The following is a 25073-nucleotide window of genomic DNA, read 5'->3' as shown; positions in this document are numbered from 1 at the left end:
ATCGGTGATCGGCTACAGAAGGGAACGTGCAAGGGAAACCGCCGCTTCAAGGACAGAGTCCTCATGCTTGAGCCACAGGGTTGGAGGGGAGGTGCGGCCAACAGGCTTCTCCCAGCTGATCCAAAGCCGGATGTTTGCCGCTTGGGCCGGCAAAGCTTCCATGTCACCGTCATGGCGGATCAGCGCAATCTTGGGATGACGGGCCGATTTGAAGCCTTCGGCGATGAGAATATCAACCTTGCCAACAAGCTGCCGGGCAATGTCGTCCAGGGATGTGGAGCTTTTGCGCATGGAGCGGGTAGCCGTGGATGAAGTCAGGACTGTTTCTACGGCGCCGTGAGACAGATGCTTCTCGCTATCTGTGCCCAGGTCATCCAGGCGGAAATCGTGGGCGTCATGCTTGGCCGAGCCGACACGAAGCCCCTCGGCGGTAAGCGCAGCGATAAGCCTGCACACGAGGGCGGTTTTGCCGCTGTTTTTGTAGCCGATAATTTGCAGGACAGGGACAGCCGGTACGAAAGAAGGCGCGCCGGATGGAATGTTCATGTCTCTTGGCTCCATTAGTCATAGAATCCCTTCAGGGGAATAAGCTCCACCAGGGAGCCGGCCCGATATCCGGAAGGAGAACCCGGAAGACAGATCAGACAATTGGCATCCCGCAGGGATACGGTTAAGCTGGACATATCATAACCCACCGGCGCGGCCATCAGCTTGCCGTCCTGCTCAAACATGCGGCCACGGACAAATCGTGTAAAACGGTCCGATTTCACGTAATCCTCCGTTAAGGTTGCCGTCACCCGGGGTTCAGGGCTAAGCTCTGCGCCCAGCATGCCCCGGAGTGCGGGCCGAAGAAATAATCTGCAGCCGACATAACAGGCGGCAGGGTTGCCGGACAAGGCAAAAACCGGCTTCCCTTGCCATACTCCGAAGGTTGTCGGGCTTCCCGGCCGCATCATCACCTTGTTGAAGAGCAACTCGCCATCCCATGACTGTGTGACATCATACAGAATATCGTGGTCTCCGACAGATACGCCTCCCGTCGTCGCCATAACATCATGCTCACGGAGTGCATCAAGGATCATCCGCTTTGCCACGTCCACATCGTCAGGCGCCTGGTCCAGCACAACGGGAATACCGCCGAAGGACGCAATAGCCGCCGCCAGCATGTACGCGTTGCTGTTCCGGACACGCCCGGGCACCAGCGCCTCTTCTACGCGCAGCAGCTCTGCACCGGTTGCAAGAATCGCCACCTTGGGCCGGCGGTAGACCTGCACCTTATGGATGCCAAACATTGCAAGCAGGGCGATTTCCCCGGCGCCGATCTGAACGCCTTGACGCAGCACGGCTTCCTTCTCGGCAATTTCAATCCCGATGGCAGAGACATTTTCCCCGGCGGACACAGCCCCTTTCACCGTGCAGAGGGCCATGCCGTCCGGCGCCTCCTCCTCCGTTGTCATCTCATATTTGATTACCGCATCCGCTCCCTCCGGCACCGCCGCTCCCGTCATGATCCGGATGCATCGACCGGGCTGCACGGTCTTGCCCGATACCTTCCCGGCGGGGACATTGTCGATAATCTCCAAGGTAACGGGCGCTCCAACCGATGCTTTACCCGTATCGGCAGCCACAACTGCGAACCCGTCCATGCCTGAACGGCGGAAATGGGGGATAGGCTGTGGAGCGATTAGATCGACAGCCAATGTCCTGCCGATGCTCTGCATCAAAGGCACTTCCTCCGTCGGCATCACCCGCACACGCTCAAGCACCAGGTGTGCAGCTTCCTGCACACTAACCGCTTTGCGCGTAAAATTCTTTTGTTCTTTCCTACCGCTCATGAAAATACCTCCTGCTGAATTCCAAAGGATTGATTTCATTGAAAACGCCTACATAATAGTCCGTTTCTCCAGCATCATTTTTGATGGCGTTAATGGCGATATGCTGCAAATACAATTCGCCGTTCCGTTTTTTGTTCCACATGTTGCCCGACCATGCGTTTTCCGCCGTAAGCTGCTCCCACATCGATTCATAGAACGCTTGATCATGCAAGCCCGATTTCAAAAAACCCGGCTTCTGCCCAATCGCCGCCTCTCTCGTATAGCCTGTAAGGGCGGTGAAGGCCGGATTGACGGTTAGAATCAACCCTTTTGAATTGGTGACCAATACCGCCTGTGAGGTGCTCTGTATAATTTGCTCCGCCAATTTAACGCGGTCCTGCCAGTACATGTAGAGAGTAAGCAGAATGCTGCACAAGGCAACCATCGCCAAAGCCATGAATCCGATGGCGTAATGGCCTGTCATTGCCCGCAGTGAAGCGAGCATCAGCGGCGGGAAGAATCCGCCTAATCCGCCAAGGGCGGAAATCAGTCCGTTGGCAATCCCGGATTGCTTGGCAAAGTAGAGGGGAACCAATTTGAAGATCGTCCCGTTGCCCAGCCCCGCACATAGCCCGATCAACAGACAGCCGGCGGTAAAGAGCGGAATGGAGGGAGAAAACGCGAGCAGAATGCCGCCCAAGGTCAGTCCGCTGAACACGAACAGCAATATTTTGAAGGGATTGTACCGGTCCCCAAGCCACCCCCCTGTCGGACGCATGAAGGTGGCCAGGGTAACGAATCCGGCAGTTCGCAGACCCGCATCAACCTTGCTGATCCCGAAGGTATTCACCAGATGATTGGGCAGGAAAACAGTAAATGCCACGAAGGCCCCGAAGCTAATAAAATAGAAAAAGCATATCAGCCATAGCTTCTCGTTCTTGTAGATGCCCTTCATTTGCTCCAGCAGCGGAACATTGAGCTTGGATTCCTTCCGGTCTCCGATGAAGAAGTTGGCAAGGGCGAAGACTGCCAGCAAAATCAAATATACCTGGACTGTCGGACGCCATCCGATCTGCGTCGCCAGCACCGGAGCGAAGAAGGTGCTCAGCGCCGAACCCAAATTTCCCAGCCCGTAAATGCCGTTGACGAATCCGTGCTTTTCTTTGGGATAATACTTCGGCAGAGAGGTTACCCCTACTGAGAAGGTCGCACCCGATATTCCCAGGAACAATCCTCCGGCAATCAGATCGGCGAAGCTCTTGGCTTGGCTGATGTAGAATACAGGAACGAGCAGCACGATGAAGCTGATCAAGAACATATTTCGCGCGCCGTATTTATTCGTCCAATAGCCAAACGGAATCCGCAAAATCGAGCCGAGAACCACAGGTACCGCCGTTACAAGGGATAATTGCCCCGGCGTTAATGCAATACCGTCCTTGATGAATACGATTAACGATGATAAAATGCCCCATACTGCAAATCCGAGGATCAAACTCAAGGTTTGCAGCGGTAAAACCGCTTTGGGTGGTCCCATGGCCATTCCTCCTCATGACATCAACTACCTATCCCCATTATCCGTGTAGTTGGCCATGAAAAAAATTGGGGAAATCCCTCATTTGCTTTGCAGGAATTTCCCCATCTCGGGCTGCCGTTATTCAGTTCCAGTGCAGCTCATCCAGCAATACTCGCGTAGGTATGGTAAAGCGCACCGTTTGGCGGCTTTCCTCCGCCACAATTTCCAAATCGCATTTTAATGCGAGCAGTTGATGCTTAACGGGGTTAAACATCTCGCGGGATATAGGGCAATCCCCCACGCTGTTAAATTCCACCAGCGTATTCCCCGCATCGTCTTGCTCCAACACAAGCCTCGCCGCGGCATGAGCCTGGATGCAATGCTGTGCCAGCAGTTGGAGAATGGCGGCGACCTGTTCCTGGCGGTCATCCGGCAGCCGCGTAATGCGCTGATCCAATAATTCGCAGACCACCCCTTCTGCGCGGAAATCCTTTAGCCGGTGAAGCAGCAGGCTTGCCTTGTCATCCTGGACCGGAGCTTGCGCATCAGGAGCCTGGGAGTAGGCCGTAATGCTGTCGTACAAAACAGCCAGCCTCGCGGCAGAACACTTCACCTCTTCGATGTCTTCTTCGCTGAATACCCGTTCCTCCCGCTGCCCTACCAGCAGGACGCCGTAGGCCTGCTTCCGCTCGCCCCCAATGGAATCCACCGAAACCCCCACGCCGGAGCGCAGCGATTCCACGAGGAATATCGGATATCCCAGTACCTCATCCTGCACCTCCTCCGGAAAAAAGGTGACCACATGCGGCCGTCTGGCTTGCAGGACTTTTCCTGCCATCCCGTTGCCCATGCGGACGGTAATTTTTTTATAACGCCCCGACCGGGCGCCCAGGGCGATTTTCCAATGAATGTCCCGGTAATTGGCATCCGCCAGCGCTAAGGCAACGAAATCGAGCGCCATGCCGGATTTCAGCTGCTGCAATTCAAGCTGAATCTGCTGCTGTGTGGTAAGCGGTTGGCCGCTGTCATTAATCAAAGTCGAGCAGCCCCCTTTGAAGCGCAAACTTCATCAACTCGCGCCGGTTGTTCAATTGCAGCTTTTCCATAATATTGGCCTTGTGGTTCTCAATTGTCTTGACACTGATGGTAAGCAGCTCAGCGGCTTCTTTATTGGTGTATCCCTTGGCCACCAGCGTCAGAATCTCCTTCTCCCGTTCGGTTAACGTCTCGAATGAGTCCGTTGCCTCCCGTGTCTGGCCCTGCAGATAACCCTCGATTACTTTCTTTGTGGCATTCGGATGCAAGTAGACGAGTCCTTGATGAACCTGCATGATAGCCGTCATAAGCTCCGAGATTGGCGCCGACTTGAGTATGTAGCCTGACGCCCCTGCCTTCAATGCACGGTATAGGTACTGTTCCTCATCATGCATCGTCAGGATAATGACCTTGATCTCAGGCATGGATTGCAGCAGCTCGCTTGTGGTATACAGACCATCGCGGCCATTGGGCATGCTCAGATCCATCAGCACAAGATCGGGATGGAGCTCGAAGGCCTTCTTCATGCACGATACGCCATCCGCCGCTTCTCCGACAACCTTGATCCCCGGCTTCGCATCCAGCACGGCGCGGAGTCCGTCCCGGACAACGGCATGATCATCGACAATCAATACTTTGATATCCATCATATATCCATCCTCCCGTTTACCTGGCCTGCCGCTCGCCAATGGGCACCTTTACTTGAATAACCGTTCCTTGGCCCGGTGCGGATTCAATGGCAAATTCCCCGCCCAGAATATTCACCCGTTCCTCCATACTATAGAGCCCCACGCCTTGACGCAATTCCGCAGTGATGACAAACCCGGTTCCATAATCGCGAATATGCAATTCCGTATACAACGGAAGCAGCTTTAAGCTGACATCAACCACTTCAGTCTGCGAATATTTCGCCGCATTGGTGAGCGCTTCCTGAACGATGCGGTAAAGAGCAATTTCATGCGCGGCCGGCAAACGGCCACTGTCTCCTTCAATCGTGAACAGCACTTGAATGCCGAATTTTTGCCGGTACAGCCGCACGTAATTGCGAAGCGCCGCCGCGAGCCCAATATCATCCAGCGCGGAAGGACGAAGCTCAGCGGACAAATCGCGGATATCCTCGATGGTATGGCGGATCGATTCCTGCAAAGCCGACATGGGTTCGTCTGCTGCTGAATTCTCCTCCGATTCGAGAGACGCTTTGATGATTTCCGTCTGAATCAGAATACTGTACAGGGACTGGCCGATCCCGTCATGCAGCTCCCGCGAGATGCGCTTCCGCTCATTCTCCTGTGCGGACAAAATGGAGTGGGTAATCATCTTGGCGATCCGGTTCTGCTCCTCCTGACGCCGCTCCTCCACCTCCTGCATGCGGATAATGTTCAAAGGGCCATATATCGGGTCCTGATATTGCGACAGGCTGGCATTTATGGACTTCTTCCTTCCGCTTGGCGTGGTCAGCTGCAGCGTCATCACCTGCGCGCCTGGCTCGGTAATAAAACAATTTTGATATGAGCACAGCTTATGCAAACCCGGATAATTCGAGCAAAAATTGCAAAAGCTCAGCGCAGCCGGTTCATCGCCAATCTGCATCATCTGTCCTGCGACAGGATTCATCCGGACAATATTCAGCGTATGATCCAGCACCAGAATCCCGTCCGGGCTATGCTTGAACACATTCGACAGCAGCTCCTGCTCGGACCGGAGCTTGTGGCTCTGCCAATAAATAATAAAAAAGAAAAGCGTAATGATCATGACCACAAACAAAAAAATCGGGACATACTCCAGCCAGCCCCGCTCCTTCTCATGAAGAATCGCGCGTATCGCCAATACAATGATCAGGCTTGTGGCCAGTGTCAATATCCCGTTTTTGACCATAAACCTCATGAATGTCTTCGTCTTCCGGAACGTTGTCATCTCTGGTGCCCATCCCTCCGTCACCACTTCTTATTGAAAGTATAACATTGATTGAATTTGTTTGGCGGGATGGCATTCAATAAAAAGAAAACCAGGCTGATTGCTGAGCCTGGTTTTTTACATGCGCAAGACTATTTTTCATTTCTGACAATGGCTACAAGCATTAACTGCACCTACTATACCCGCAGCTGGTGCAGGTTTTGCATCCGTCGGAGGGAATCAGCGAGGCGCTGCCGCAGCTGGGGCAGATGTCCTTGCTGACGGCGCCCAGATCCAGGCTGCTGTGGCCATGGCCGTGGCCGCCGTGGGCGTCGTGACCGTGACCCGCCGCGTGGCTGTACGCGGTTGCTTCCGCCGACGCGGTGACATACGGCGCGCTGTTATGCGCGGCGTTGGTGGCATTGGCCTGCACGTGCATTTCCAGCGACTTCGCTACAGCGTCGGCGATGGACTCTACCCGGTTGGCGCCAAAGCCGATAGCCCCGGAGCCGCCGATGCCCTTCAGATGTTTGATAAGCAACGCTTCCTTGTTGCCGTGGTTGCCATAGCGCAGGAACAGGGAGCATACCCGGCCCAGAGCCTCGGACATGGCGAACACGTCGGAGCCGGCTTTGCCTACGTTCAGGAAGATTTCGCTGGGAATGCCGTCCAGATCATTGATGGTGATATAGGCCATCCCGAAGGGCGTATTGACCTTATAGGTTGCGCCGCGGAGCACCTGCGGACGGCGTTTGTATTGGTTGTCGAAGACCTGCTCGGTTTTCTTGTCCACGTTGACGGAGAGGGCCGAGCCAATGGCTTCCAGAGACTCGTTTTCCGCGTCGGATTGCTCCGGCTTCACAGCGGCTGCAACCGCTTTGTCTGCTTCCGGAGCGGCTTCGGCCTTGGGAGCCTCCGCTTCCTTTTTGTCTTCCTTCTTCTCGGTGGAGAGCACCTGCACGTCGCGGCTGCCGTCCCGGTAAATGGTGACGCCCTTGCAGCCCAAATCAAAGGCCAGCTCATACAGCCGCTCGGTTTCCTCTACTGTAAAGTCGGCGGGGCAGTTGGCTGTTTTGGAGATGGAGCTGTCCACCCAGCGCTGGATGGCGGCTTGCGCCCGGATATGATCCTCTGCCGACAGATTCATGGCAGTGACGAAATAGTCCGGCAGCTCCTCCCCGGGATGGGCGTCCTTCCACTCCTGGGCAATGGGCACCAGCTGCTTGTCGAAGCCCAGACGGCTTTGCCGGAAATATTCAAAGGCAAAATACGGCTCAATGCCGGTGGAGGTGCCCACCATGGTCCCGGTGCTGCCCGTAGGCGCCTGGGTAATCACGGTGACATTGCGCATCCCTTTGGCTTGGATGGCGGCTCCCACTTCGGGGAAGGCCTGCATCATATTTTTCATAAAGCCGCTTTGCAAATATTTCTCCGCATCGAACATCTTGAAGCTGCCCTTCTCCTCGGCAATCTCCGCAGAGGCCAGGTATGCCTCCTTGGCCATAAAACCATAGAGCTTGTCCAGGAATTCCAGGGATTCCGGGCTGCCGTAGCGGATTTCCAGCTTGATCATCAGCTCGGCCAGGCCCATGGAGCCCATGCCCACCCGACGCTCGTTCAGCTGGTTCTCGCGGTTTTCTTCAAAATGGTACGGCGTCTTGTCGATGACATTGTCCAGGAAACGGGCGGAATACCGCACCACCCGGCCCAGCTCCTCCCAGGCCACATCATGCTTGTCCGCATCGTAGAAGCGGGACAGGTTGACGGCGGACAGGTTGCACACGCCCCATGCCGGCAGCCCTTGCTCGCCGCAGGGATTGGTGCAGATAATGGGATTGAAGTACCAGCTGTTGGACATCTGGTTGTAATATTCCATAAATACAACGCCGGGTTCGGCAGACTTCCAGGCGGATTCGATAATGGTATGCCACACGTCCCGGGCTTTGACGGTTTTGTAGACCTTGACGGCTTTACCCTTGGCTTTCCACGCATCCAAATCGCCGTTCCATACGGCGTCGTATTCGCTGTCCGTGGTGTCCGGGAATACCAGCTCCCAGTCCAGATCCTCCTTCACCGCCTTCATAAAGCCGTTGCTGACGCACACGGAGAGATTGGCGTTGGTGATCTGGTTCATGGTTTGCTTGACGGTAATGAAGTCCAGCAGGTCCGGATGCCAGTCGTTCATCATCAGCATCAGGGCTCCGCGCCGGCTGCCGCCCTGCTCGATAAGGCCGGTGGTGTAGCTGAACAGCCCGCCCCAGGATACAGCGCCTGACGAAGATCCGCTGACGCCGCGAACCACGGACCTGCGGGGCCGCAGGGAAGACAGGTTGATGCCCACACCGCCGCCGCGGGACATAATCTCCGTCATTTCCGACAAGGTGGCCATAATTCCGCCGCGGCTGTCATGGGGAGACGGGACGACGTAGCAGTTGAACAGGGTCAGCTCATCGCTGGCATCGGCGCCTGCCGCAATCCGCCCGCCGGGCACCAGCTTCCAGTCGTCCAGTATGTAGCGGAACTTTTCGGTCCATTCCTGGCGTTTCTCGGGCGTGGCTTCCACCGACGCCATGGCCTTGGCCAGCCGGTCCCACAGCTCCTCGGGAGTCTGCTCCTTGGTCAACGTCAGCTTTTCCACGGTGGATTCCACCATTTCTCCGCTGCGCAGCTTGATGGTGACCTGCTTGCCATTCCGGGCAACCACCTGTCCCACTTCCTTGGCGGGGAATTTCGGATCGTCCTTGGTCAGCACCAAAACCGCGTCTCCCACCTTGGTATTATTGGTATCGGGGTCCTTCATCGCATAACGGTCCAAAAATATTTTTTCGCTAAGCCCCTCCAATTTGGATTGCTTCAGTTGCATGGTTTCCACATGAACACCCTCCCGGCTATGATTATTTCGGCTTGACAAAACATCTGGAATATGTTCTATAAAGAGGCAGAACGTTCAAGATATAGTGCGAGAAGTCCATTATACACCACTATATGTAGTGTTTCTAATGAAATAAAGCCGAAATTGACGAATTTGTGCCGAAAGGCCGGGGAGAAGCTGTCATTTTCTCAACCTGGCTCACTTTTTCGTGGTCAATAACCTGTAATGGTCTGTGGACACTCTCCGCTCCCATCTCATTAGCGCGTTTGAGCGGCCAGCATGGAAGGCGCAGATTGGGTACACGTACGGAAACAGACTGTGGATTAGCGGCAGCTATTTTCCGTTATTGGCAGCCGCATGATTCGTGATGGCCCGTTAGCGGAAGGCTTTTTCCGTTAACCTGCTCTTTTCCCCGGTTTGGCCGGACGTCTGCTCCGGATAGTGGAAATTCGTTTCCGCTATTGCCGATGCGAGGGGCTCCGCCGCAGGAATAGCGGAAAAAAGCTTCCGCTATTCTTCCCCTGTGCAATTTTACGCGATTAGGGGTAAAATAGGGAAAACCGAAATTTGCCAAAAAGGAGCTTGCCCGCCATGAAATTTCTCCATAATCTCACCATCACGGATTACCAGGACGCCGCCATACACCCGGATGACCGGGGCTATTATTTCGGCGACGGCATTTATGAGGTTTTCCGGATTTATAACGGCCGCCTGTTTCAGGAGGATGCCCATCTGGTCAGACTGGCCCGCAGCGCTGCCGAGCTGAGGATTCCCCTCCCCTACGGCCTTCCCGAAATTACCGGGCTGCTGTACAAGCTGCTGGAGGAGGACCCTGTGGAGGAGGGCATCCTGTACATGCAGATTACCCGCGGCGCCTCCCCCCGAGGCCATGCCTTTCCCCCGGAGGGCACCCAGCCTGTGCTGACAGCCTACTGCAAGCCCTTGCCCCGGAACCGGGACAAGATTACAGGAGGCATCCGCATCGTATCCGTGCCCGACATCCGCTGGCTGCGCTGCGACATCAAAACGCTGAACCTGCTGGGCAACGTGCTGGCCAAACAGGAAGCGGTGGAGCGCGGGGCTGACGAGGCTGTGCTGCACCGGAACGGGACGGTTACGGAATGCAGCTCCTCCAATATTATGATGGTCAAGGACGGAGCCGTATGGACCCACCCGGCGAATAACCTGATCCTGCCCGGCGTAACCCGTCAAGTGGTGCTGGAGCAAGCCCGCGCCCTGGGTATTCCGGTCCATGAGCAGGCTTTCGGCCTGGAGGAGCTGTACAAGGCCGATGAAGTGTTCATCACAGGAACCACCACAGAGGTGACGCCTGTGATCCTCATTGACGAAACGCCCATTGCGGCAGGCCAGCCCGGCCCCGTTACCCGCCGGCTTCAGCGGGAGTTCCAGACACTCTTTATGTAGAAAAAAACACTCACTTCTCCAGCATACTAAACAGGGACGCGGAAAGCCATCATCCATCCGTCCCTGTTTTTATGCGAACAGTTCTGCCTGCTGCCTCGCCGCGGGACGGCGTGCAGGGGCATGAGTCGTCTCCCGCCCCTCTCTGCCCCCTACTGCCCCTCGCCTCCTGCTGCCTCTCGCCCCTCTCCCCCTGTCACCGCTAACCTCCGGAAGCTATGCCACCCGCCCTCCCGCACCACGCACTGCGCGCTTGCGTCCCGCAAGCCCATATCCCTGCCCCAACTGAAAAGGCCCTGCAAAAGGCTTGCGCCTGCTGCAGGGCCTGTATTCGTGACACTTACGGATGCAATACCTCGACGGTGATGCTGTCGCTCATGGTGCTTCCGGCTGCATTGACCAGCTCGCAGCGGTATTCATAGACTCCCGGCTGCCTTCCGGCAACCGCCGTCCGGGCGCTTTGGGCTTGGGGAGTGCGCAGCTCCAACGCCTGGGTGTCGATAAGCTCCCCGTTCTCATACAGGCGGTAGGCAGTGCCGTTGGTGCCCCACCACAAATTCATGGTCAGCCTATAGCTCCCGTCCCCATCCCAGTTATCTGCGGACAGCACCGGTTTGGAGGGGGCGGCATTCTGCACGGTAACGGTTATCTCCTCGCTCCGGCTTGTGCCATGGGCATAGGACAGCTCCGCGTAATAGCGGTAAATCCCATCCCCTCTTCCGGCAATGGAGGTTGCTGCGGTCTGGGGATTGGGCGTCTGCGCCGCAAGGGCCTGGGAATCAATCAGCACCCCGTTTTCATACAGCCTGTAATCGTCTGCATTGTTTCCCCACCACAGGTTCATCCGCACCTCATAATCCCCGTCAAGCAGCCCGGTATCATGGCCATTATTATGGGACAACTCCGGCCGTCCGGGTGCGGCCGCGGCTTCCTCCCCCTCTGCACTCCCGCCGGAAGAGGAAGCAACCTCCAGCAAATACGGCGTATAAGGCGCAAGCTCAAAGGACGCCGGATTCACCGGCTTGCCGGAAATCCGCTCCAACACAGGCGTCTGCACCGCCTGGCCGTAAACCTCCAGGGAGACCGTCTGGGTCCGGTTGGTGTAATTGACAGCATTAATCAGCAGCTTCCCGTCGTTGTTGGCAGAACGCCATTCCACTCCATAAACCGGCTGCTGGCTCGCCGCCTCCTCCAGCATCACCGGGGTCATGTCCTCCTGCTCCAGAAGAGGAAGCAGAGTCTGGCGGATCTGCTCTCCCGAAGCGCTGCTCCCCACAATAACGGCCTGAGCGGCGGCTGCTTGCACCTTGGCCGGAGAATGAGCTTCATTATGCTCATTCCTGCCCAACGATTGGCCGTCGATCATCACTACCTTGCCGCCCTGCTCCGCAAAACCGGAAATCCCTTCCAGCACATCTTCCGTCACATGGGTGGCCGCAGGAATAAGCAGCAGCTTGCAGCCGTCCAAGCCGCCCTCTTCAAGCTGTTCCTCCGAGACAAAACGGATGCTTTGGCCGCTGTACGACAAAGCCTCATAGCCGCGATACAGCGTGGCAAAAAAGTCGCTGTTGTACAAGGACGACGGCCTGGAATAGAGAATCGCGGCCTGGGCCGGCGCATCCTGAAGCGCCTTTACTTCATAGGCCAGCCGGTTCAGGTCCAGATTGGTCCGGCCAATGGCGGACACCACATCCGGCCGGTGCAGCAGACTGCCCTCGAAAACGCTGGAGGTATCATAGGTCCGCTCCCACACCCAGGCTGTGGAGGCGCTGCGGCCGTGAACGGCGCCCTGCCAGAACAGGGCTTTGGCATGTACAGCCTGGTCCTTGCTGTAATTGATATCCCCGTCCCGAATAAAATGATACTCCGAGTTGAACACCGGCGCCTTATTGAAGGAGCGCTGGATATCATAGAAAACAGCCTCGTTGCGGAACGAACTGGGCCGGTCGCCCAGGATATTGTATACATCATTGCCATTAATCTGGCCAAGCTGGGCGAATTGCTCCAAGTCCGTACCCCGCTCCAGGTTTCGCTTAAAATCGGCCATGACCTTCACATGAAGCGGAATGTCCGGGGCGATCTCATGGATAATATCCGCCATCCATTGATGCCACTGGCTGAACATCTGGTTGTTGAAGAGCAGATAATCGTAGTTGACCGGCTTGGCCTCCTGCACCGCAGGCATGGGAACCTCCTGGAAGGAGGCATAGGCGGTTCCGTAGATCCGGTTCAGCTCCCCGATATTCCCCTCGTATACTTCACTGAGATACTGCTGCCAGTCCGGCAGATGGACCGGATTCAGATTGGCGTAATACACCGGCTCATTGGACAAGGTTAGGCTGTGCAGAGAACGATAATCCTTAATCAGCGGAATAACCGCCCGCAGATAGATTTCGATAACCTCCTTGGCCTTGGGATGATAGATATTGTACTTCAGGAAGCCCTTATTGTCGGTGTAGCGCATCTCGGGATATTTTTGCAGCACCGAGCTGGGAAAATAGTGGGGGGAAAGCAGCACATTGACCGCAATATCATTCGCCTCTCCGGCCTGGAGCGTGCTGATGACATCCTGCTCGAGCCTGTCTGTGGCAATGAGATAATCCGTTCCCGGCACCGATACAGTCTCGGGAAACTCCTCAAAGCCGCTGTTCTTGACCAGGTTCTGCGTGCTGCTCTGTTCGGTCACGCTAATATCGTCAATCCAGATGGTGCCGATATTCTCCAGCACAAACATCATATCTATGGATACGGCCTTGGAATCGGTCGTGTAGGTAGCCGAAACCTCAGTCCAGTCATAGGTGCCTGCCGGAACCTTGGTCCGCCACAGCCAGTTGGGACCTCCCGGGAACCAGGCATTCTCGCCCACGAGACCGTCAGCCTTGACCCATGCCTTGAAGGTATAGGTGGTGTTCGCCTTCAGAGTCATCGTTTGCCATACCCGCAAATAGACGTTGGGGGCCTTAGGGGTGCGGTTAACCATCTTCAGCGATCTGCTGCCGCTTCGGCTTACCGTATCATCCACGCCATACTCGCCGGATACCGCCCCCCTTGTGCCGCCGGAAAACTGGGGTATGTAGTCCTTTGGAAACACAACCTTGTTCGGACCGGTTTCTATTTGCACAATATTGGTCCCATAGTCCTGGAATTTGGACATGTCGCTGCGAACCTGGTTAAAATGCCCGTAGCCGTTGAAGAAGATCGGGCGGTCCTGCTCCACCTCCTGGGTGCTTCTGGTTTTGGCCGTGCCGGTAAAGCCGTAGTCTTCGATGTCCACCTTGCCGGTGGTGTAGCGGGGAACGGCCCAGGACTCCCGGACGCCGGACAGATATGCCTCCAGGCTGTCAATAGCTCCGGCCAGCATCGCCTCCAGTTCATTCAGCACGTAATTGGCCCGCTGCAGCCTGCCCTTGGCCATATCCTCCCGGCCGTAGCCCAGGAAATTCTGCAGAACCGTGAGATCCACCTGCTCATAATCCGTGGCAATTCCCCGAAGCGCAGCCTGCTCCATCAGGCTCTCCAACTGGGGCAGCCTGCTCTCCAGCTCATCATACCTGACAGACAGCTCCTCTGCCGTTACGATAGCGTAAACCGGAAGCTCCAGATTGCGCGTAATGCCTGCCGCCGCTTCCGATACTTCCACCCCAAGGGAGAATTCGCCGCTGTCCGGCATGGAATAGGCCGAGGTCAAATGAAGGGCCGTCCCCGGAGCCAGCTCCGCCTGCCGCTGCAGCCCCAGCAGGGGAGCGGATAAAGTAAGCGTTCTCATTTCATCGCTGTAATTGACAACGGTTAAGGTGTAGGGAACCTGCTCGCCCGGTCTGATCTCCTGCTTGGTATCCAGCCAGAAGCTCCAGTTGTCGTGAAGCGGCACCGGATACAGCAGGCTCATCTGACTGGTATTCTTCAATAGTCCGATGGAATTATTCCATTCCACCCATCCCCTTCTGCCCGTTCCGTCGTTGTCGTTGGCCAGAAGCGAAAACTGCACCGGTCCCCGCAAATCCGGTTCCTGGGTAAAGATGGCTCGCCAGGGGATGGCTGCTTCATATACCGTCACATTGCCGGTACGGTTGGCCCGGAGGGTTGCCGCATCCTTCCCCAAATCCGCCTCTGCATCCACCCAGCGCCAGATCTGGGCTTCCCCGCCCACCAGGGCAAAGCCGTATTCCGGCCCGTAGAGGCTGCCGCTGCCAAAAGCCAGCTGAATGCCGTCCCCGCTCCACATGGCGTCATTGGCAACCGCATAATGCACGTTGTCGGTTACACGTGCCGCCAGATAGAAATTCTCTTCATCATATGCGAACCGGGCGGACAGGGAAAGATCCTCCGCGCCGCTCCAACCGCTAAGCTGCACCTGGCTTGGATCGGACGGCAGAGCAATTTCCGAATATTCCCCCGCGTCCCAATCCTCCAATTGTCCGTCCATTACCAGATTGCCCCCGGCGTGAAAAATCGGCATCTGGGACTCCGCCCCAAAGCCGCCCCGCATAGCCTCCCACTCCTCCAGGCTTTCCGCAGGAGCGGCAGCCTGCGCCTTATGGCCGGGACCGGCCAGCGCCCAAGAGCTAAACAGCAAGCTTAGGGCCAGGAACAAAATAAGCGTTTTTCTCATCATTTCACACTCCCTTTGGATTGCTTGCCGGGCCGGTATACACCGGCGCCGGCAGCAGTTGATGCAGCGTGACACCTCAGCTTTTTGACTTGTTCGGCCCCACTCCTAAAACTTCATCTCGTACAAATCCTTCATGAAGACCCAGCTATTCTTGTTTTCCTGATACCATTTTTTGTGCCAGTCCTCTGCCTTCTGGCCGCCGGAGCTGTACCAGGCATCCTTGATCTGCTCCACCGCCTTGTCCAAGTCTCCGTTGCTGACTATAGCCTTCAGAATCGTATCATGCCATTGGCTCCAGCCGCTATCCACTGTGGCGTTGATATCCTTCTCCAGATTGGGGCGAATCTTGAAGTGGGTGTAGCCGGGTGTCGGGCGGCTGGGATCAATATAGAGCTTATCCATCATCTGGGACAGCTTGATCCATTCCTGATCGAAGGGGTCCTTCGAGTTGAGCATAACCCCGTCCTTCTGGTAATCCTTCAGAAAATAGGTGGGCATGAACATTTTGTAGTCCAAGTTATAGTTTATTTCCTTGGTATTTTTGTCCTTGTCAATGGTTTCCGGAGTGCCGTCTGCGCCCCTTTTGAAGTGAACGCCTTCCTCTCCGTACTGGAAATGCTCCACAGTAGAGGGTTTAATCATAAAGTCCACGTACTGCATCACCGCCTGCGGGTCCTTGGTTTTGGCGTTGACTACCCCCACAATATCAAGAGGGGAATTGAAGTCGGGGCTGTATTGGCCAAAAGAGGTTTCCGGCAATACAATGGGCAAGATTTCCGCTTTGGAATCACTCTTCTTCAGAATTTCATAATTTTTTTTGACATTGGCTATATAGCCGACAAAAATACCGGTTTTGCCATTGGCAAAATCCTGCTGCGCCTTTTGTCCGGTCTTGTCGGTCAGGAAGTCCTTATCCACCACGCCGTTCTCGAACAGCTTTTTCTTCACCTCGGCGGCAGGCTTGATCCGGTCAAACGTGCGGACCAGCTCTCCGTTCTCAATAATGAATAACTCGCTGCCAAACATCTTGTCAATGATATAATGCTCATTCATATTAAAGCCGTAGGTGTCATTCTTGCCGTTGCCGTCAGGGTCGTTATGGGCAAAGGCATAGGCCACATTGTAGAAATCGTCCACAGTTTTGGGCACCTGCAGCTTCAGCTTATCCAGCCAGTCCTTGCGAATGACCATTACCGTCTGGGCGGTGGGTTTGATTACCTTGCCAATTTGATAGGTTTTTCCATCGGGCATAGCCGTAACCTTTTTCAACTGAGGAAACTTCTCCAGCAACTGCTTGTATTCCGTACTGTACTTGTCGATAATATCATCCAGCGGCATTAACTGCTTCTGGCTCCAGAGCTGGCTGCGCATACCGGCGTTGTATTCCAGCACCAGATCAGGCGCATCGCCGGAAGCGAACAGCACCGGAATTTTCTGCTCCGATCCGTTTCTCTGCACCGGCACATATTTTACATCCACAGGCCCCTTCTCATTGACCCACTTGGTCCAGCGGTTATTGTCGTAGGTGCCCTCATCGGGAGAAATTTGCCCCCGGTCATAAATGGTGACGCTCAAGCTGCCCCGCTTGGCAGGCGCCGTTGCCGCTGTCCCGGCGCCGGGCTGCACGCTGGACTGGGCCTCCTGGCCGCCCTCCTTGCTGCTGCAAGCCGGCAGCACTGTTCCTGCCGCCAGCACGGCTGCCATTGCCGCCGGAGTCCATAATTTCATTTTCTTCCGCTCCATGTCTAACCCCTCCATTATGAGTTGTGACAAGCTCTTTTTGCCTCTTGCTGTCCGGCTTTCCAATGTTTTCAGCTTCTTCCGCCGCTTGCGCCCGCCGTCCGGCTGTCCTTTTCCCTTCGCCCGAGGCTGCGGCAAAAGACGGCATCCCCCCTTTCAATCCGCATTCCCCATCACCGTCGTCCGTCCCTATCCTTTTATCGCGCCAATCATGACGCCTTTTACGAAATATTTTTGCAGGAAGGGGTAGACAAGCAGCATCGGCAGCGTCATCACAATCACACTGGCCGATTTGATGGATTCCGGCGTCAGCATCTTGTAGTCATCCGGATTCAGATTGCTCATTTCCGTCAGGATGGAGGCATTCTGGATCATATTCTGCACCAGTACGGACAGATTGTATTTGTTGGGATCATTAATATAAATCATGACGTTGAAGAAGGAATTCCAGTGCCCCACTCCATAGAACAGCGTCAGCGTGGCAATAACAGGCAGGGATAAGGGCAGAATCACCTGCATAATCAGCCGCCATTCGCTGCAGCCGTCAATCCGCGCCGCATCCTCCAGCTCCTCGGGAATAGCCGCGAAGAAGGACCGCAGCAGCAGCATATTGTAGACGCTGATTAGTCCCGGCAGCCACAAGGCCCAATATTTGCCCACCAGATGCAGCGATTTGACCAGCATATAATCGGGAATGAGCCCGGCCTTGAACATCATGGTGAAGACAATGGCCAGGGTAAAAATACGCCTGAAGTAAAAATGCTTTTTGGACAAGGGATACGCTGCCAGAATGGTAAATACCATATTGAACACGGTTCCCGCAAGGGTAATCAGCAGACTGTTTTTGAAGGCCTTCACAATATTGGTTCCTTCAATCATGCTTTTATACGCCAGCCAGGAGGGCTCCACCGGCCACAGACTGACCCTGCCGGTAGCAATGGCCGTATTGCTGCTGAAGGAAATGGCCACAATGTGAACCAGAGGCAGCAAGCATAACAGCCCGATCAGCGTTAACAGGATATAATTGACTCCATAAAAAACTCGTTCTCCCACTGTTGTTTTCATCAGATATCCTTCCTTTCGTTAACATCCCCCATCAAAAATTACCACAGGCCCTGATCGTATTTGCGCGCAATGCTGTTGGTCACCAGCACCAGGCTCAAGCCAATCAGCGATTCAAATAATCCAAGGGCCGTCCCGTAGCTGAACTCTCCCATACCCAGACCAAATTTGTAGTTCCAGGTGCTGATTACTTCGGAAATATCGGAGACCATCGAATTCTGGAGCACAAAAACCTGATCGAAGCCCACATCCATCACATGGCCGATATTCAGAATAAACATGAGAACCACCGTCGCTCTGATGCCGGGCAGGGTAATATGCCAGATTTGCCGCCACTTGCTGGCTCCATCCATGTTGGCGGCCTCGTACAGGTTCAGATCAATGGAGGTTAAGGCGGCCAGATAAATAATCGCGCTCCAGCCGGCGCCCTTCCAGATGGTGGAGCCTACGAAGATCGTCAGCCAGGACAGCTTGTTGTACAGAAAAGGATAAGCCTCCCCGGTAATCTGCCTGACCACATGATTGACAACTCCCGTCTCCTGGGCGAATACCATAATAATCATGCCGCCCACAATGACCCAATTCAGAAAATGGGGCAAATAAACCAGGGTCTGAACCCATTTTTTGAACCATGTCCGCCTGACCTCATTCAGTAAAATGGCCAGAATAACGGGGAATGGAAAGCCGATTAAAACATTCATCAAACTTAGCATCAGCGTATTGCGGATAACACTGGTCATTTGCGGACTATGGAAGATATAGCGGTAGTTCTCCAACCCCACCCAGGGGCTGCCCCAAATGCCGTCCGCCATATTGTAGTCCTTGAAGGCGATCACAATCCCCAGCATCGGGATATACTTGAAGATAATGAAATACGCCGCGACCGGAATAAACATGATGACCAGCGGTTTGTTCAAATTCCAGATGCGGCTGCTTGCAATTCCCCTGCTCCGTTCTGCACCGGCTTGCTTATTCATTTTTGTTCCCAGTCCAGGGGCTTCCCTTGGTTCCATCTCCTGCTCCACCTTTCTTTTTTGTGAAAAAGGCTTTTGCCCCTTTTCATTCCGAGGCTCCCCCAAAAGTACCCGGATTTCGCTTCAAAGCTTCTCGTCACTTTTGAAGGATTGCTTTTATTTGGCCTTTTATCCCGATCCTGCCAACAGGCGCCGCCATCAGCTTGCAGCCTGCCCGGCGGATACAGTTGCATTATAGGCGGCGCCGGTCCGTTTCCACAACTAACACCTTTGGAGGGGGTAACAAAAATGAAACTCCGGTCAAATCCGGGCTATGTAGCCGTTTTCGCCTGCTGACAATATTGGAACGGAGTTGTCCGAAAAGTACTCCAAGGTGAATCCATATTCGGCAGAAAGGACCGGGAGGTAAAGGGGGTTCTGCAGGAAAACCAGCTTCGGAAGCATCCGTCTGAGGACAAGCAGAATCTGGCTAACGAATCTATATCACACTATTTCGCAAAAACGGGCATGAAAAAAAATCTAACGAATCTATATCGCGCTATTCGCCTGTTTGAACGCAGTTCGGCGCAAATTCGGACAAATAGCGCTCCTACGATTCGTTAGATTTCAAACAGGCTCACCTATAGGCAAATAGCGATGCATAGATTCGTTAGCCTTTTTCCGCGAGAGCTTGTAGCTTTCGAACAGCCTCAGGGTTGTTCATATGCCGTTGCGATGGCCGGAGCTCCCGGCGGTTACTTGCGGTAGTCGCCGGGCGTAACGCCGGCAATCCGTTTGAATACCCGGTTGAAGGAGACGTAATGGGTATAGCCGGCCCGGACAGCCACCTCCTGAACGGTCAGCTCCGTTTCCTTCAGCAGCCGCATGGCCTGCTGGATGCGGATGCGGGCCAGATAATCCACGAAATTCTCGCCGGTTTCCTCCTTGAAGAGCCGGCTTAAATAATTGGAGGTAATGTGAAAATGCTCCCCGACATAAGTCAGCGACATATCCGGATTAGCATAATTTTCTTCAATAAAGCGCCTTGCCTCCCAAACGATGGAGTGAGCGGCCCGTTTTTCCCTGATCTGCCGGATCAGAGCATCCTGCTCCTCCAGAATGGGCAATATCTGGCAGGAAAGCTCTTCCAGCGTATCCATCCCGCCCATGACCCGCTCCAGTCCGGGAGCAGCCTGCTCCTCCCACGGCCGGCGGCTCTCCTCCGGCAGCCCGGCCAGCTCAAGGTTCAATTGGTACAGCATATACCCCATCAGATTGACAATATCATCTCTGGAGAACCTGCCTTTTTTCAACGCGTCCATCACCTGGGCTAACAGCTCCCGCCACTTCTCCTCGCCAAGACGGAAGGCTGTGGCCATGGCGCGGATGGGCTGCAGTTGGCTGAACACATCCCCGGGGGATTGAACGGGCAGATCCAGTTGGGCAATCACCCGGCTATTGCCCAGCACCGATTTGTACTTCATCGCCTCCGCGGCGCTTTCATAGGACAGTCCCACCTCTGCCGCCTTCTCTACCGCAACGCCCAGGGCAATAGTGATAGTGAGGCGCAAATTCTGGCGGACCCATTCCACCGCGCTGCCGGTCACAAGCTGGAGCCGCCCCTCCGATTCCGGAGCCTGTCCTCCGCTCTGATGCAGAATCAACAGGCCCATCCGCTGGCTGGTCAGCCACTCCGCCCAGATGCGAAGGCCTTGCTGCTCCGCAAGCTCCGACACCACATTGCCCAGGGCAAACCGGAGCAGCCCCTGGTCCCGATGGTTGTAGCTGCGGCAGAAATCCTCATACCGGTCGATGTCCACAATGCCGGTCTGCAGCCGGTCGACAGGCTCTTCCATCCCCAGCCCCTTCAGCTGCTCCCGCCATTGCTCCGGAGATATCGCCCTGCTGCCCTCAAACAGCTCCTGAAACAGCAGCTTCCGCCGGTAGATCACATCCTCCCCGGTTTGGCGAATCAGATCATCCAGCGCCTTGGCGATAAAAGCAAATTCATCCCCGCCCCCGCCGTTTCGCAGCTTGGGAGGTTCTACAGACGCATATGTTTCAATGCTCTCCATAATCTTGCCGATGGGCTTGTAGTTCCGCATGGTGATATAGATGATAAAACCGATGCCAAGAAGCACCGTCAGAACCGCCAGCGCCAGCCAGACCCGGGGAGGAATGGTGTAGCCTCCCGCATAGCTGCCGTCCTTCAGGCCGCTCTGCACCTCCCAGCCGGTATAATCGGATTTGATCCGGGTCAGGACATTGGCGTTCTTGGTCGGCGGCTGTTTCTCATAGCCTGCGCCCCCTTGCTGCATGTCCGTGCCGTATACAAGGGCTCCGTTGTCATCGTACAGCCTGATGAAGCTTAAGCCCGAATCGGAGAAGCTGTTCAGCAATTCGGCAATCGCGGCAGTCTGAATATTCACCACCACCATGCCCTGCTCCCCGTCCAGCAGCGGATAACGAAGCAAGAGAGAGAATATGCTCCTCTCCTCCTTTCCCACACCGGCCGCCGTGCGGGGGCTGGTCCAGAACCTCATCTCTTCCGTCCTGCTCTGGGCCTCCTGCAGAAAGCTTCTGTCGGGAAAACTCTCCAGGCTCAGCATGGAGGAATTGGTCATGACCTTCTGATCCGCGAAGCGCACCAGATAGATGGAATCAATCAGCGGAGAATTATCCGTGAGTCCGATCAGCTTGCTGGAAAGCTCATATTCGGCGAGGTAGCGGTTAGTCTGCGGCTTCGGCTCAAAAAAGTCGCTCCACAGCGTATTCATCCACAGCTCCCCCAGGATCATCTGATCGACCACGCGCAGGGAATAATCGATGGATTGCTGCACCTGGGAGGCGAATATCCGGTTGGCCCGGAGCGCTTCTTTTTTTCCTACTCCAACGGCGGCAAAAACAAACAGAATGCTGAGAACGGCGGCAATCGCCAAAAATACAGGCAAGTAAGACATGAGCAGCCTCTTGAACCAGGGTCTCTTGCTAAGCATAAATCTGTCATCCCCTCCCCCATTCAAGGGTAATCGCGCATACGCCGCTTTTCAATCCTTTTCTGTGGCCACCTTATGATATTCCTCTACCGATTGCAACTAACAAATTTGGAGCAAGTATCATTTTTACCGCATTCCCAAGAGCTTCCGGCCCAAGTCCGCGATCCGCCGAATAATCCGCGTTATGAAAGCGCAGCATTTGGTTCATACTATACAATACTGCCTTATGTATGCTTACGAAGGAGGTGTGCGGTATGAGCGAACCAACGTCCCCGGAAGAATCGGTGCGGGCCTTAAGCAGCATTCTGGACATGCATATCGACCGCAGTTGGCTCGCCGAGATGCGGCAGCGGGACGAAAAAAACGGTCCTTGGGACGATTGGACCCTGTTCCAGCTGGCCTACGAAGCGGAAGCATCCCGGCTGGTAAGCAGCTTCGACGAGCTGCTGTGCCTGAAGCATCTGAACCAGGTGGAGCCCATGGCCCACCAATTGGAGACGGCGCGGCGGGTGCTGCTGGAGATGCGGGGACGGGCTATTTTGGCCGATGAGGTGGGGTTGGGGAAAACCATTGAAGCCGGGCTGATCTTAAAGGAGTATATCGTCCGCGGCCTGGTCAAAAAAGCGCTGATCCTGGTCCCCGCCTCTCTCGTCCTGCAATGGGTCCGGGAGCTGAACTCCAAATTCGGCATCCCCGCCGCCGCCCAGAAAAAGGAATATATGTGGGAGCAATGCGACATTATCGTGGCCTCCATGGATACGGCCAAGCGGGACCCCCACCGGGAGATCGTCCTGAACATGGACTATGACATGCTGATCATTGACGAAGCCCACAAGCTGAAGAACAAAAAAACCAGCAACTACCAGTTTGTCAGCGAGCTGCGGAAAAAATATTGCCTTTTGCTCACAGCCACGCCTGTCCAGAATGATCTGAAGGAGCTGTACAATCTCATCAATGTACTGAAGCCGGGACAGCTGGGGGGGCAGGGCCAGTTCCAATCCTCCTTCATTCTGAGCAAACGCACGCCCAAAAACGAGCGCGGCCTCCAGGACGAGCTGTCCAAGATCATGATCCGCAACCGGCGCAGCGATGGCGGTGTTACTTACACCAAGCGCAAGGTGCGCAATGTCACCCTGGAGCTTTCCGCGGAGGAAATGGAGCTGTACAACGGGGTCACCGATTTCGTGCGGAAGCGGTATGAGGAATCCCAGGGGGATCTGTCCGGGATTCTGTCTCTGGTTACCCTCCAGCGGGAGGTCTGCTCCAGCCGGGATGCGGTTTTCCTGACCCTGTTCAATATGTTCAAAAAAATGCCCGAGGACTCTCCCGTACGCGGCCGCATCGGCGAGCTGGTCCAACTGATCCGCGGCATCAAGGCCAACACCAAGGCGGAAAAAGCCTTGGAGCTGATTGAGGAGATTAACGACAAGGTGATTATTTTCACCGAATACCGGGCCTCCCAGGAATATCTCCTCCATTATCTGAAGGAGCGGGGCATTTCCGCGGTGCCCTACCGCGGCGGTATGAACCGGGGCAAAAAAGACTGGATGATGGACCTCTTCCGCACCCGGGCCAGAGTGCTGGTAGCCACAGAGGCGGGGGGCGAGGGGATCAACCTGCAATTTTGCCACCACATGATCAACTTCGACCTGCCGTGGAATCCCATGCGGGTGGAACAGCGGATCGGTCGGGTCCACCGCCTGGGCCAGACCGAGGATGTGATGATCCACAATATGTCCACCAAGGGCACAATCGAGGAGCATATCCTGTCGCTCCTGCATGAAAAAATCAATATGTTCGAGATGGTCATCGGCGGACTGGACGCCATTCTGGAGCGGATTGAGAAGAAATCCGCCAGTCTGGAAAGCCTGCTGCTGCGCATGTCCCTGGAATCCCGCAATGAGACGGAGCTGCGCCGCAGAATGGATGAGCTGGGCGCGGAATTCCGCACTGTCCGGCAGGAGGTGGAAGAGGAGGAGCAACAGGCCGGACCCGGAGTGCTGGCCGCCTTTATCCCCGCCTCGCAAGACACCGCCCAGACCAACACCATCTCATGGAGGTGAAGCAAGCATGAACCGGGAGATGATCGAAAGCTTCGTGCAGCGTTATCTGGATGCCACCGGCAGCCAAGTGACGGAGAAGAATGACGGCTGGATCACCGTGCAGCTGTCCCCGGAGGCGGACAAGGATCTGATGAACCGCTCCTACTATTGGGGGTTTGTGGAGCGGACGGGAGCGCCGCCGGAGCCCATGCGGTTCACCTTTATCTATGATCCCGAGAGCTACGGGGCCAAAGCCGCTCCTCCCCGCCCTGCTCCGCCGCCTGCAACTCAGCAGCCAGCCGCAGGAAACACACCCGACGGGGCCCCTGCGGCTCCCGGAACGCCGGCGGCAACCGGCGACAGCATTCTGGGGCGCTACTTCGGCACCACCACCGTTCTCTCCTCCGGCTACGGCCGCATCCCCAGCGATGTGATGGCCTTCGGCAGCCGCCGGATGGAGCAGCTGTTCGGGGTGGTCAAGGCCCGGGGGCGGTTTGTCCGCCTGTTCGAGAGCCCGTCCCCTGGCGTGCTGAACCCGTATGCCTCCCTGGGCTTCTCCACCTGGCTCTGCGTCAATTACAAGGTGGAGCTGATCTGCGACATGAAGCGGGACGAGCTGCATTCCCTGGGCATCAACATGGCCACCGGACAGATTGTGGAGGGCTTTTATGACCGGGTCAAAAAACGTCCGCTGACCCCGCAGATTCCGCCCACCATCCATCTTCAGCCCGCCTCCCTGTCCCTGGACCGGGCAGTTGCCGAGCTGGAGAACTTCCTCACGGCAAAGATCGGAGCCTACGACCAAACCTGGTCTGTGGAGGCCTGGAGGCGGCTGAAGGAGGAATGGAACCGGATCGACAGCTATTACGGGGAGCTCCTGCGAACTGTGGAACCCTCCCAAAAAACGGAGGTGGAGGAGCAGTACAAAGCCCGGGAGCAGGAAATCGACTGGCAATACCGCCCCCGGATTGCAGTGTCCGTCACGAACTGCGGTTTCTTTCATCTGTATGAAGGAATCCGGACACCAATTGACCCCAGTCGCTAAATGTTCTTAAAAAAAACAAAGCCCCTGTCCACAAAAACAAACAGCCTTTTTGCCGCCGTTCCGCTAAGCTGAAT

At 55.5% G+C, this 25073-nt stretch carries 15 protein-coding genes; 3 read left to right on the top strand and 12 right to left on the bottom strand.

The features are described from left to right. Positions 1 to 12 precede the first annotated feature (12 nt). The 7 genes from mobB to DQG13_RS04400 form a co-directional block, all read right to left on the bottom strand. Positions 13 to 546 (bottom strand): molybdopterin-guanine dinucleotide biosynthesis protein B, encoded by a 534-nt coding sequence (gene mobB / locus DQG13_RS04430; RefSeq protein WP_181592572.1) that lies wholly within the window; start codon positions 544 to 546, stop codon positions 13 to 15. Between the two features lie 14 nt (positions 547 to 560). Continuing rightward, positions 561 to 1835, bottom strand: a complete 1275-nt coding sequence (locus tag DQG13_RS04425) for a molybdopterin molybdotransferase MoeA (protein WP_113018531.1) — start codon at positions 1833 to 1835, stop codon at positions 561 to 563. Continuing rightward, on the bottom strand, positions 1825 to 3348 hold the full coding sequence (locus DQG13_RS04420) for a nitrate/nitrite transporter (protein WP_113018530.1): 1524 nt from the start codon (positions 3346 to 3348) through the stop codon (positions 1825 to 1827). Before DQG13_RS04420 ends, DQG13_RS04425 begins: the two co-directional genes overlap by 11 nt. A gap of 121 nt (positions 3349 to 3469) precedes the next feature. Then, the gene (locus DQG13_RS04415) at positions 3470 to 4363 is read right to left on the bottom strand and encodes a hypothetical protein (RefSeq protein WP_113018529.1); all 894 of its coding nucleotides are present in this window, start codon (positions 4361 to 4363) and stop codon (positions 3470 to 3472) included. After that, positions 4356 to 5009, bottom strand: a complete 654-nt coding sequence (locus tag DQG13_RS04410; protein WP_113018582.1) for a response regulator — start codon at positions 5007 to 5009, stop codon at positions 4356 to 4358. Before DQG13_RS04410 ends, DQG13_RS04415 begins: the two co-directional genes overlap by 8 nt. Positions 5010 to 5028: 19 nt before the next feature. Continuing rightward, on the bottom strand, positions 5029 to 6276 hold the full coding sequence (locus tag DQG13_RS04405; RefSeq protein ID WP_113018528.1) for a sensor histidine kinase: 1248 nt from the start codon (positions 6274 to 6276) through the stop codon (positions 5029 to 5031). A 163-nt stretch (positions 6277 to 6439) separates the two neighbouring features. Then, positions 6440 to 9118, bottom strand: coding sequence for an adenosylcobalamin-dependent ribonucleoside-diphosphate reductase (locus tag DQG13_RS04400; protein ID WP_181592579.1), 2679 nt, complete (start codon positions 9116 to 9118; stop codon positions 6440 to 6442). 600 nt (positions 9119 to 9718) lie between these two features. On the opposite strand from DQG13_RS04400, the gene dat reads away from it, so the two are divergent. Continuing rightward, positions 9719 to 10552, top strand: coding sequence for a D-amino-acid transaminase (dat, locus tag DQG13_RS04395; protein ID WP_113018526.1), 834 nt, complete (start codon positions 9719 to 9721; stop codon positions 10550 to 10552). A gap of 337 nt (positions 10553 to 10889) precedes the next feature. Here the strand turns inward: dat and DQG13_RS04390 are convergent, their stop codons facing one another. From DQG13_RS04390 to DQG13_RS04370, 5 genes are all read right to left on the bottom strand, one after another. After that, positions 10890 to 15164 carry a beta-galactosidase gene (locus tag DQG13_RS04390; protein ID WP_113018525.1) on the bottom strand — a complete coding sequence of 1425 codons (4275 nt, stop codon included), beginning with the start codon at positions 15162 to 15164 and terminating at the stop codon, positions 10890 to 10892. 102 nt (positions 15165 to 15266) lie between these two features. Further along, the gene (locus DQG13_RS04385; RefSeq protein ID WP_181592571.1) at positions 15267 to 16904 is read right to left on the bottom strand and encodes an extracellular solute-binding protein; all 1638 of its coding nucleotides are present in this window, start codon (positions 16902 to 16904) and stop codon (positions 15267 to 15269) included. A 186-nt stretch (positions 16905 to 17090) separates the two neighbouring features. Beyond that, on the bottom strand, positions 17091 to 17966 hold the full coding sequence (locus DQG13_RS04380) for a carbohydrate ABC transporter permease (protein WP_113018523.1): 876 nt from the start codon (positions 17964 to 17966) through the stop codon (positions 17091 to 17093). A gap of 38 nt (positions 17967 to 18004) precedes the next feature. After that, positions 18005 to 18976, bottom strand: a complete 972-nt coding sequence (locus DQG13_RS04375; RefSeq protein WP_113018522.1) for an ABC transporter permease — start codon at positions 18974 to 18976, stop codon at positions 18005 to 18007. Positions 18977 to 19671: 695 nt separating this feature from the next. Further along, positions 19672 to 21912, bottom strand: a complete 2241-nt coding sequence (locus DQG13_RS04370; RefSeq protein ID WP_146767101.1) for a helix-turn-helix domain-containing protein — start codon at positions 21910 to 21912, stop codon at positions 19672 to 19674. A 254-nt stretch (positions 21913 to 22166) separates the two neighbouring features. Here DQG13_RS04370 and DQG13_RS04365 point away from each other — a divergent pair, with 254 nt between their 5' ends. Both DQG13_RS04365 and DQG13_RS04360 read left to right on the top strand, forming a co-directional pair. After that, a complete protein-coding gene (locus DQG13_RS04365) occupies positions 22167 to 23975 on the top strand; it encodes a DEAD/DEAH box helicase (protein ID WP_113018520.1) in 1809 nt (602 codons plus the stop codon). Between the two features lie 7 nt (positions 23976 to 23982). Then, positions 23983 to 24999, top strand: coding sequence for a YqhG family protein (locus DQG13_RS04360; protein WP_113018519.1), 1017 nt, complete (start codon positions 23983 to 23985; stop codon positions 24997 to 24999). Positions 25000 to 25073 lie beyond the last annotated feature (74 nt).

This window comes from Paenibacillus sp. YN15 (assembly GCF_003285005.1).
Taxonomy (GTDB): Bacteria; Bacillota; Bacilli; order Paenibacillales; family NBRC-103111; genus Paenibacillus_AR.
This window is presented reverse-complemented; position numbering and strand designations above follow the sequence as displayed.

Coding starts and splice junctions, on each gene's coding strand:
- DQG13_RS04420 (WP_113018530.1), bottom strand. CDS start 3,348: ATGGGACCACCCAAAGCGGTTTTACCGCTGCAAACCTTGAGTTTGATC.
- DQG13_RS04410 (WP_113018582.1), bottom strand. CDS start 5,009: ATGGATATCAAAGTATTGATTGTCGATGATCATGCCGTTGTCCGGGAC.
- DQG13_RS04375 (WP_113018522.1), bottom strand. CDS start 18,976: ATGGAACCAAGGGAAGCCCCTGGACTGGGAACAAAAATGAATAAGCAA.
- DQG13_RS04360 (WP_113018519.1), top strand. CDS start 23,983: ATGAACCGGGAGATGATCGAAAGCTTCGTGCAGCGTTATCTGGATGCC.
- DQG13_RS04390 (WP_113018525.1), bottom strand. CDS start 15,164: ATGATGAGAAAAACGCTTATTTTGTTCCTGGCCCTAAGCTTGCTGTTT.
- DQG13_RS04365 (WP_113018520.1), top strand. CDS start 22,167: ATGAGCGAACCAACGTCCCCGGAAGAATCGGTGCGGGCCTTAAGCAGC.
- mobB (WP_181592572.1), bottom strand. CDS start 546: ATGAACATTCCATCCGGCGCGCCTTCTTTCGTACCGGCTGTCCCTGTC.
- DQG13_RS04425 (WP_113018531.1), bottom strand. CDS start 1,835: ATGAGCGGTAGGAAAGAACAAAAGAATTTTACGCGCAAAGCGGTTAGT.
- DQG13_RS04370 (WP_146767101.1), bottom strand. CDS start 21,912: ATGCTTAGCAAGAGACCCTGGTTCAAGAGGCTGCTCATGTCTTACTTG.
- DQG13_RS04405 (WP_113018528.1), bottom strand. CDS start 6,276: ATGACAACGTTCCGGAAGACGAAGACATTCATGAGGTTTATGGTCAAA.
- DQG13_RS04380 (WP_113018523.1), bottom strand. CDS start 17,966: ATGAAAACAACAGTGGGAGAACGAGTTTTTTATGGAGTCAATTATATC.
- DQG13_RS04400 (WP_181592579.1), bottom strand. CDS start 9,118: ATGCAACTGAAGCAATCCAAATTGGAGGGGCTTAGCGAAAAAATATTT.
- dat (WP_113018526.1), top strand. CDS start 9,719: ATGAAATTTCTCCATAATCTCACCATCACGGATTACCAGGACGCCGCC.
- DQG13_RS04385 (WP_181592571.1), bottom strand. CDS start 16,904: ATGGAGCGGAAGAAAATGAAATTATGGACTCCGGCGGCAATGGCAGCC.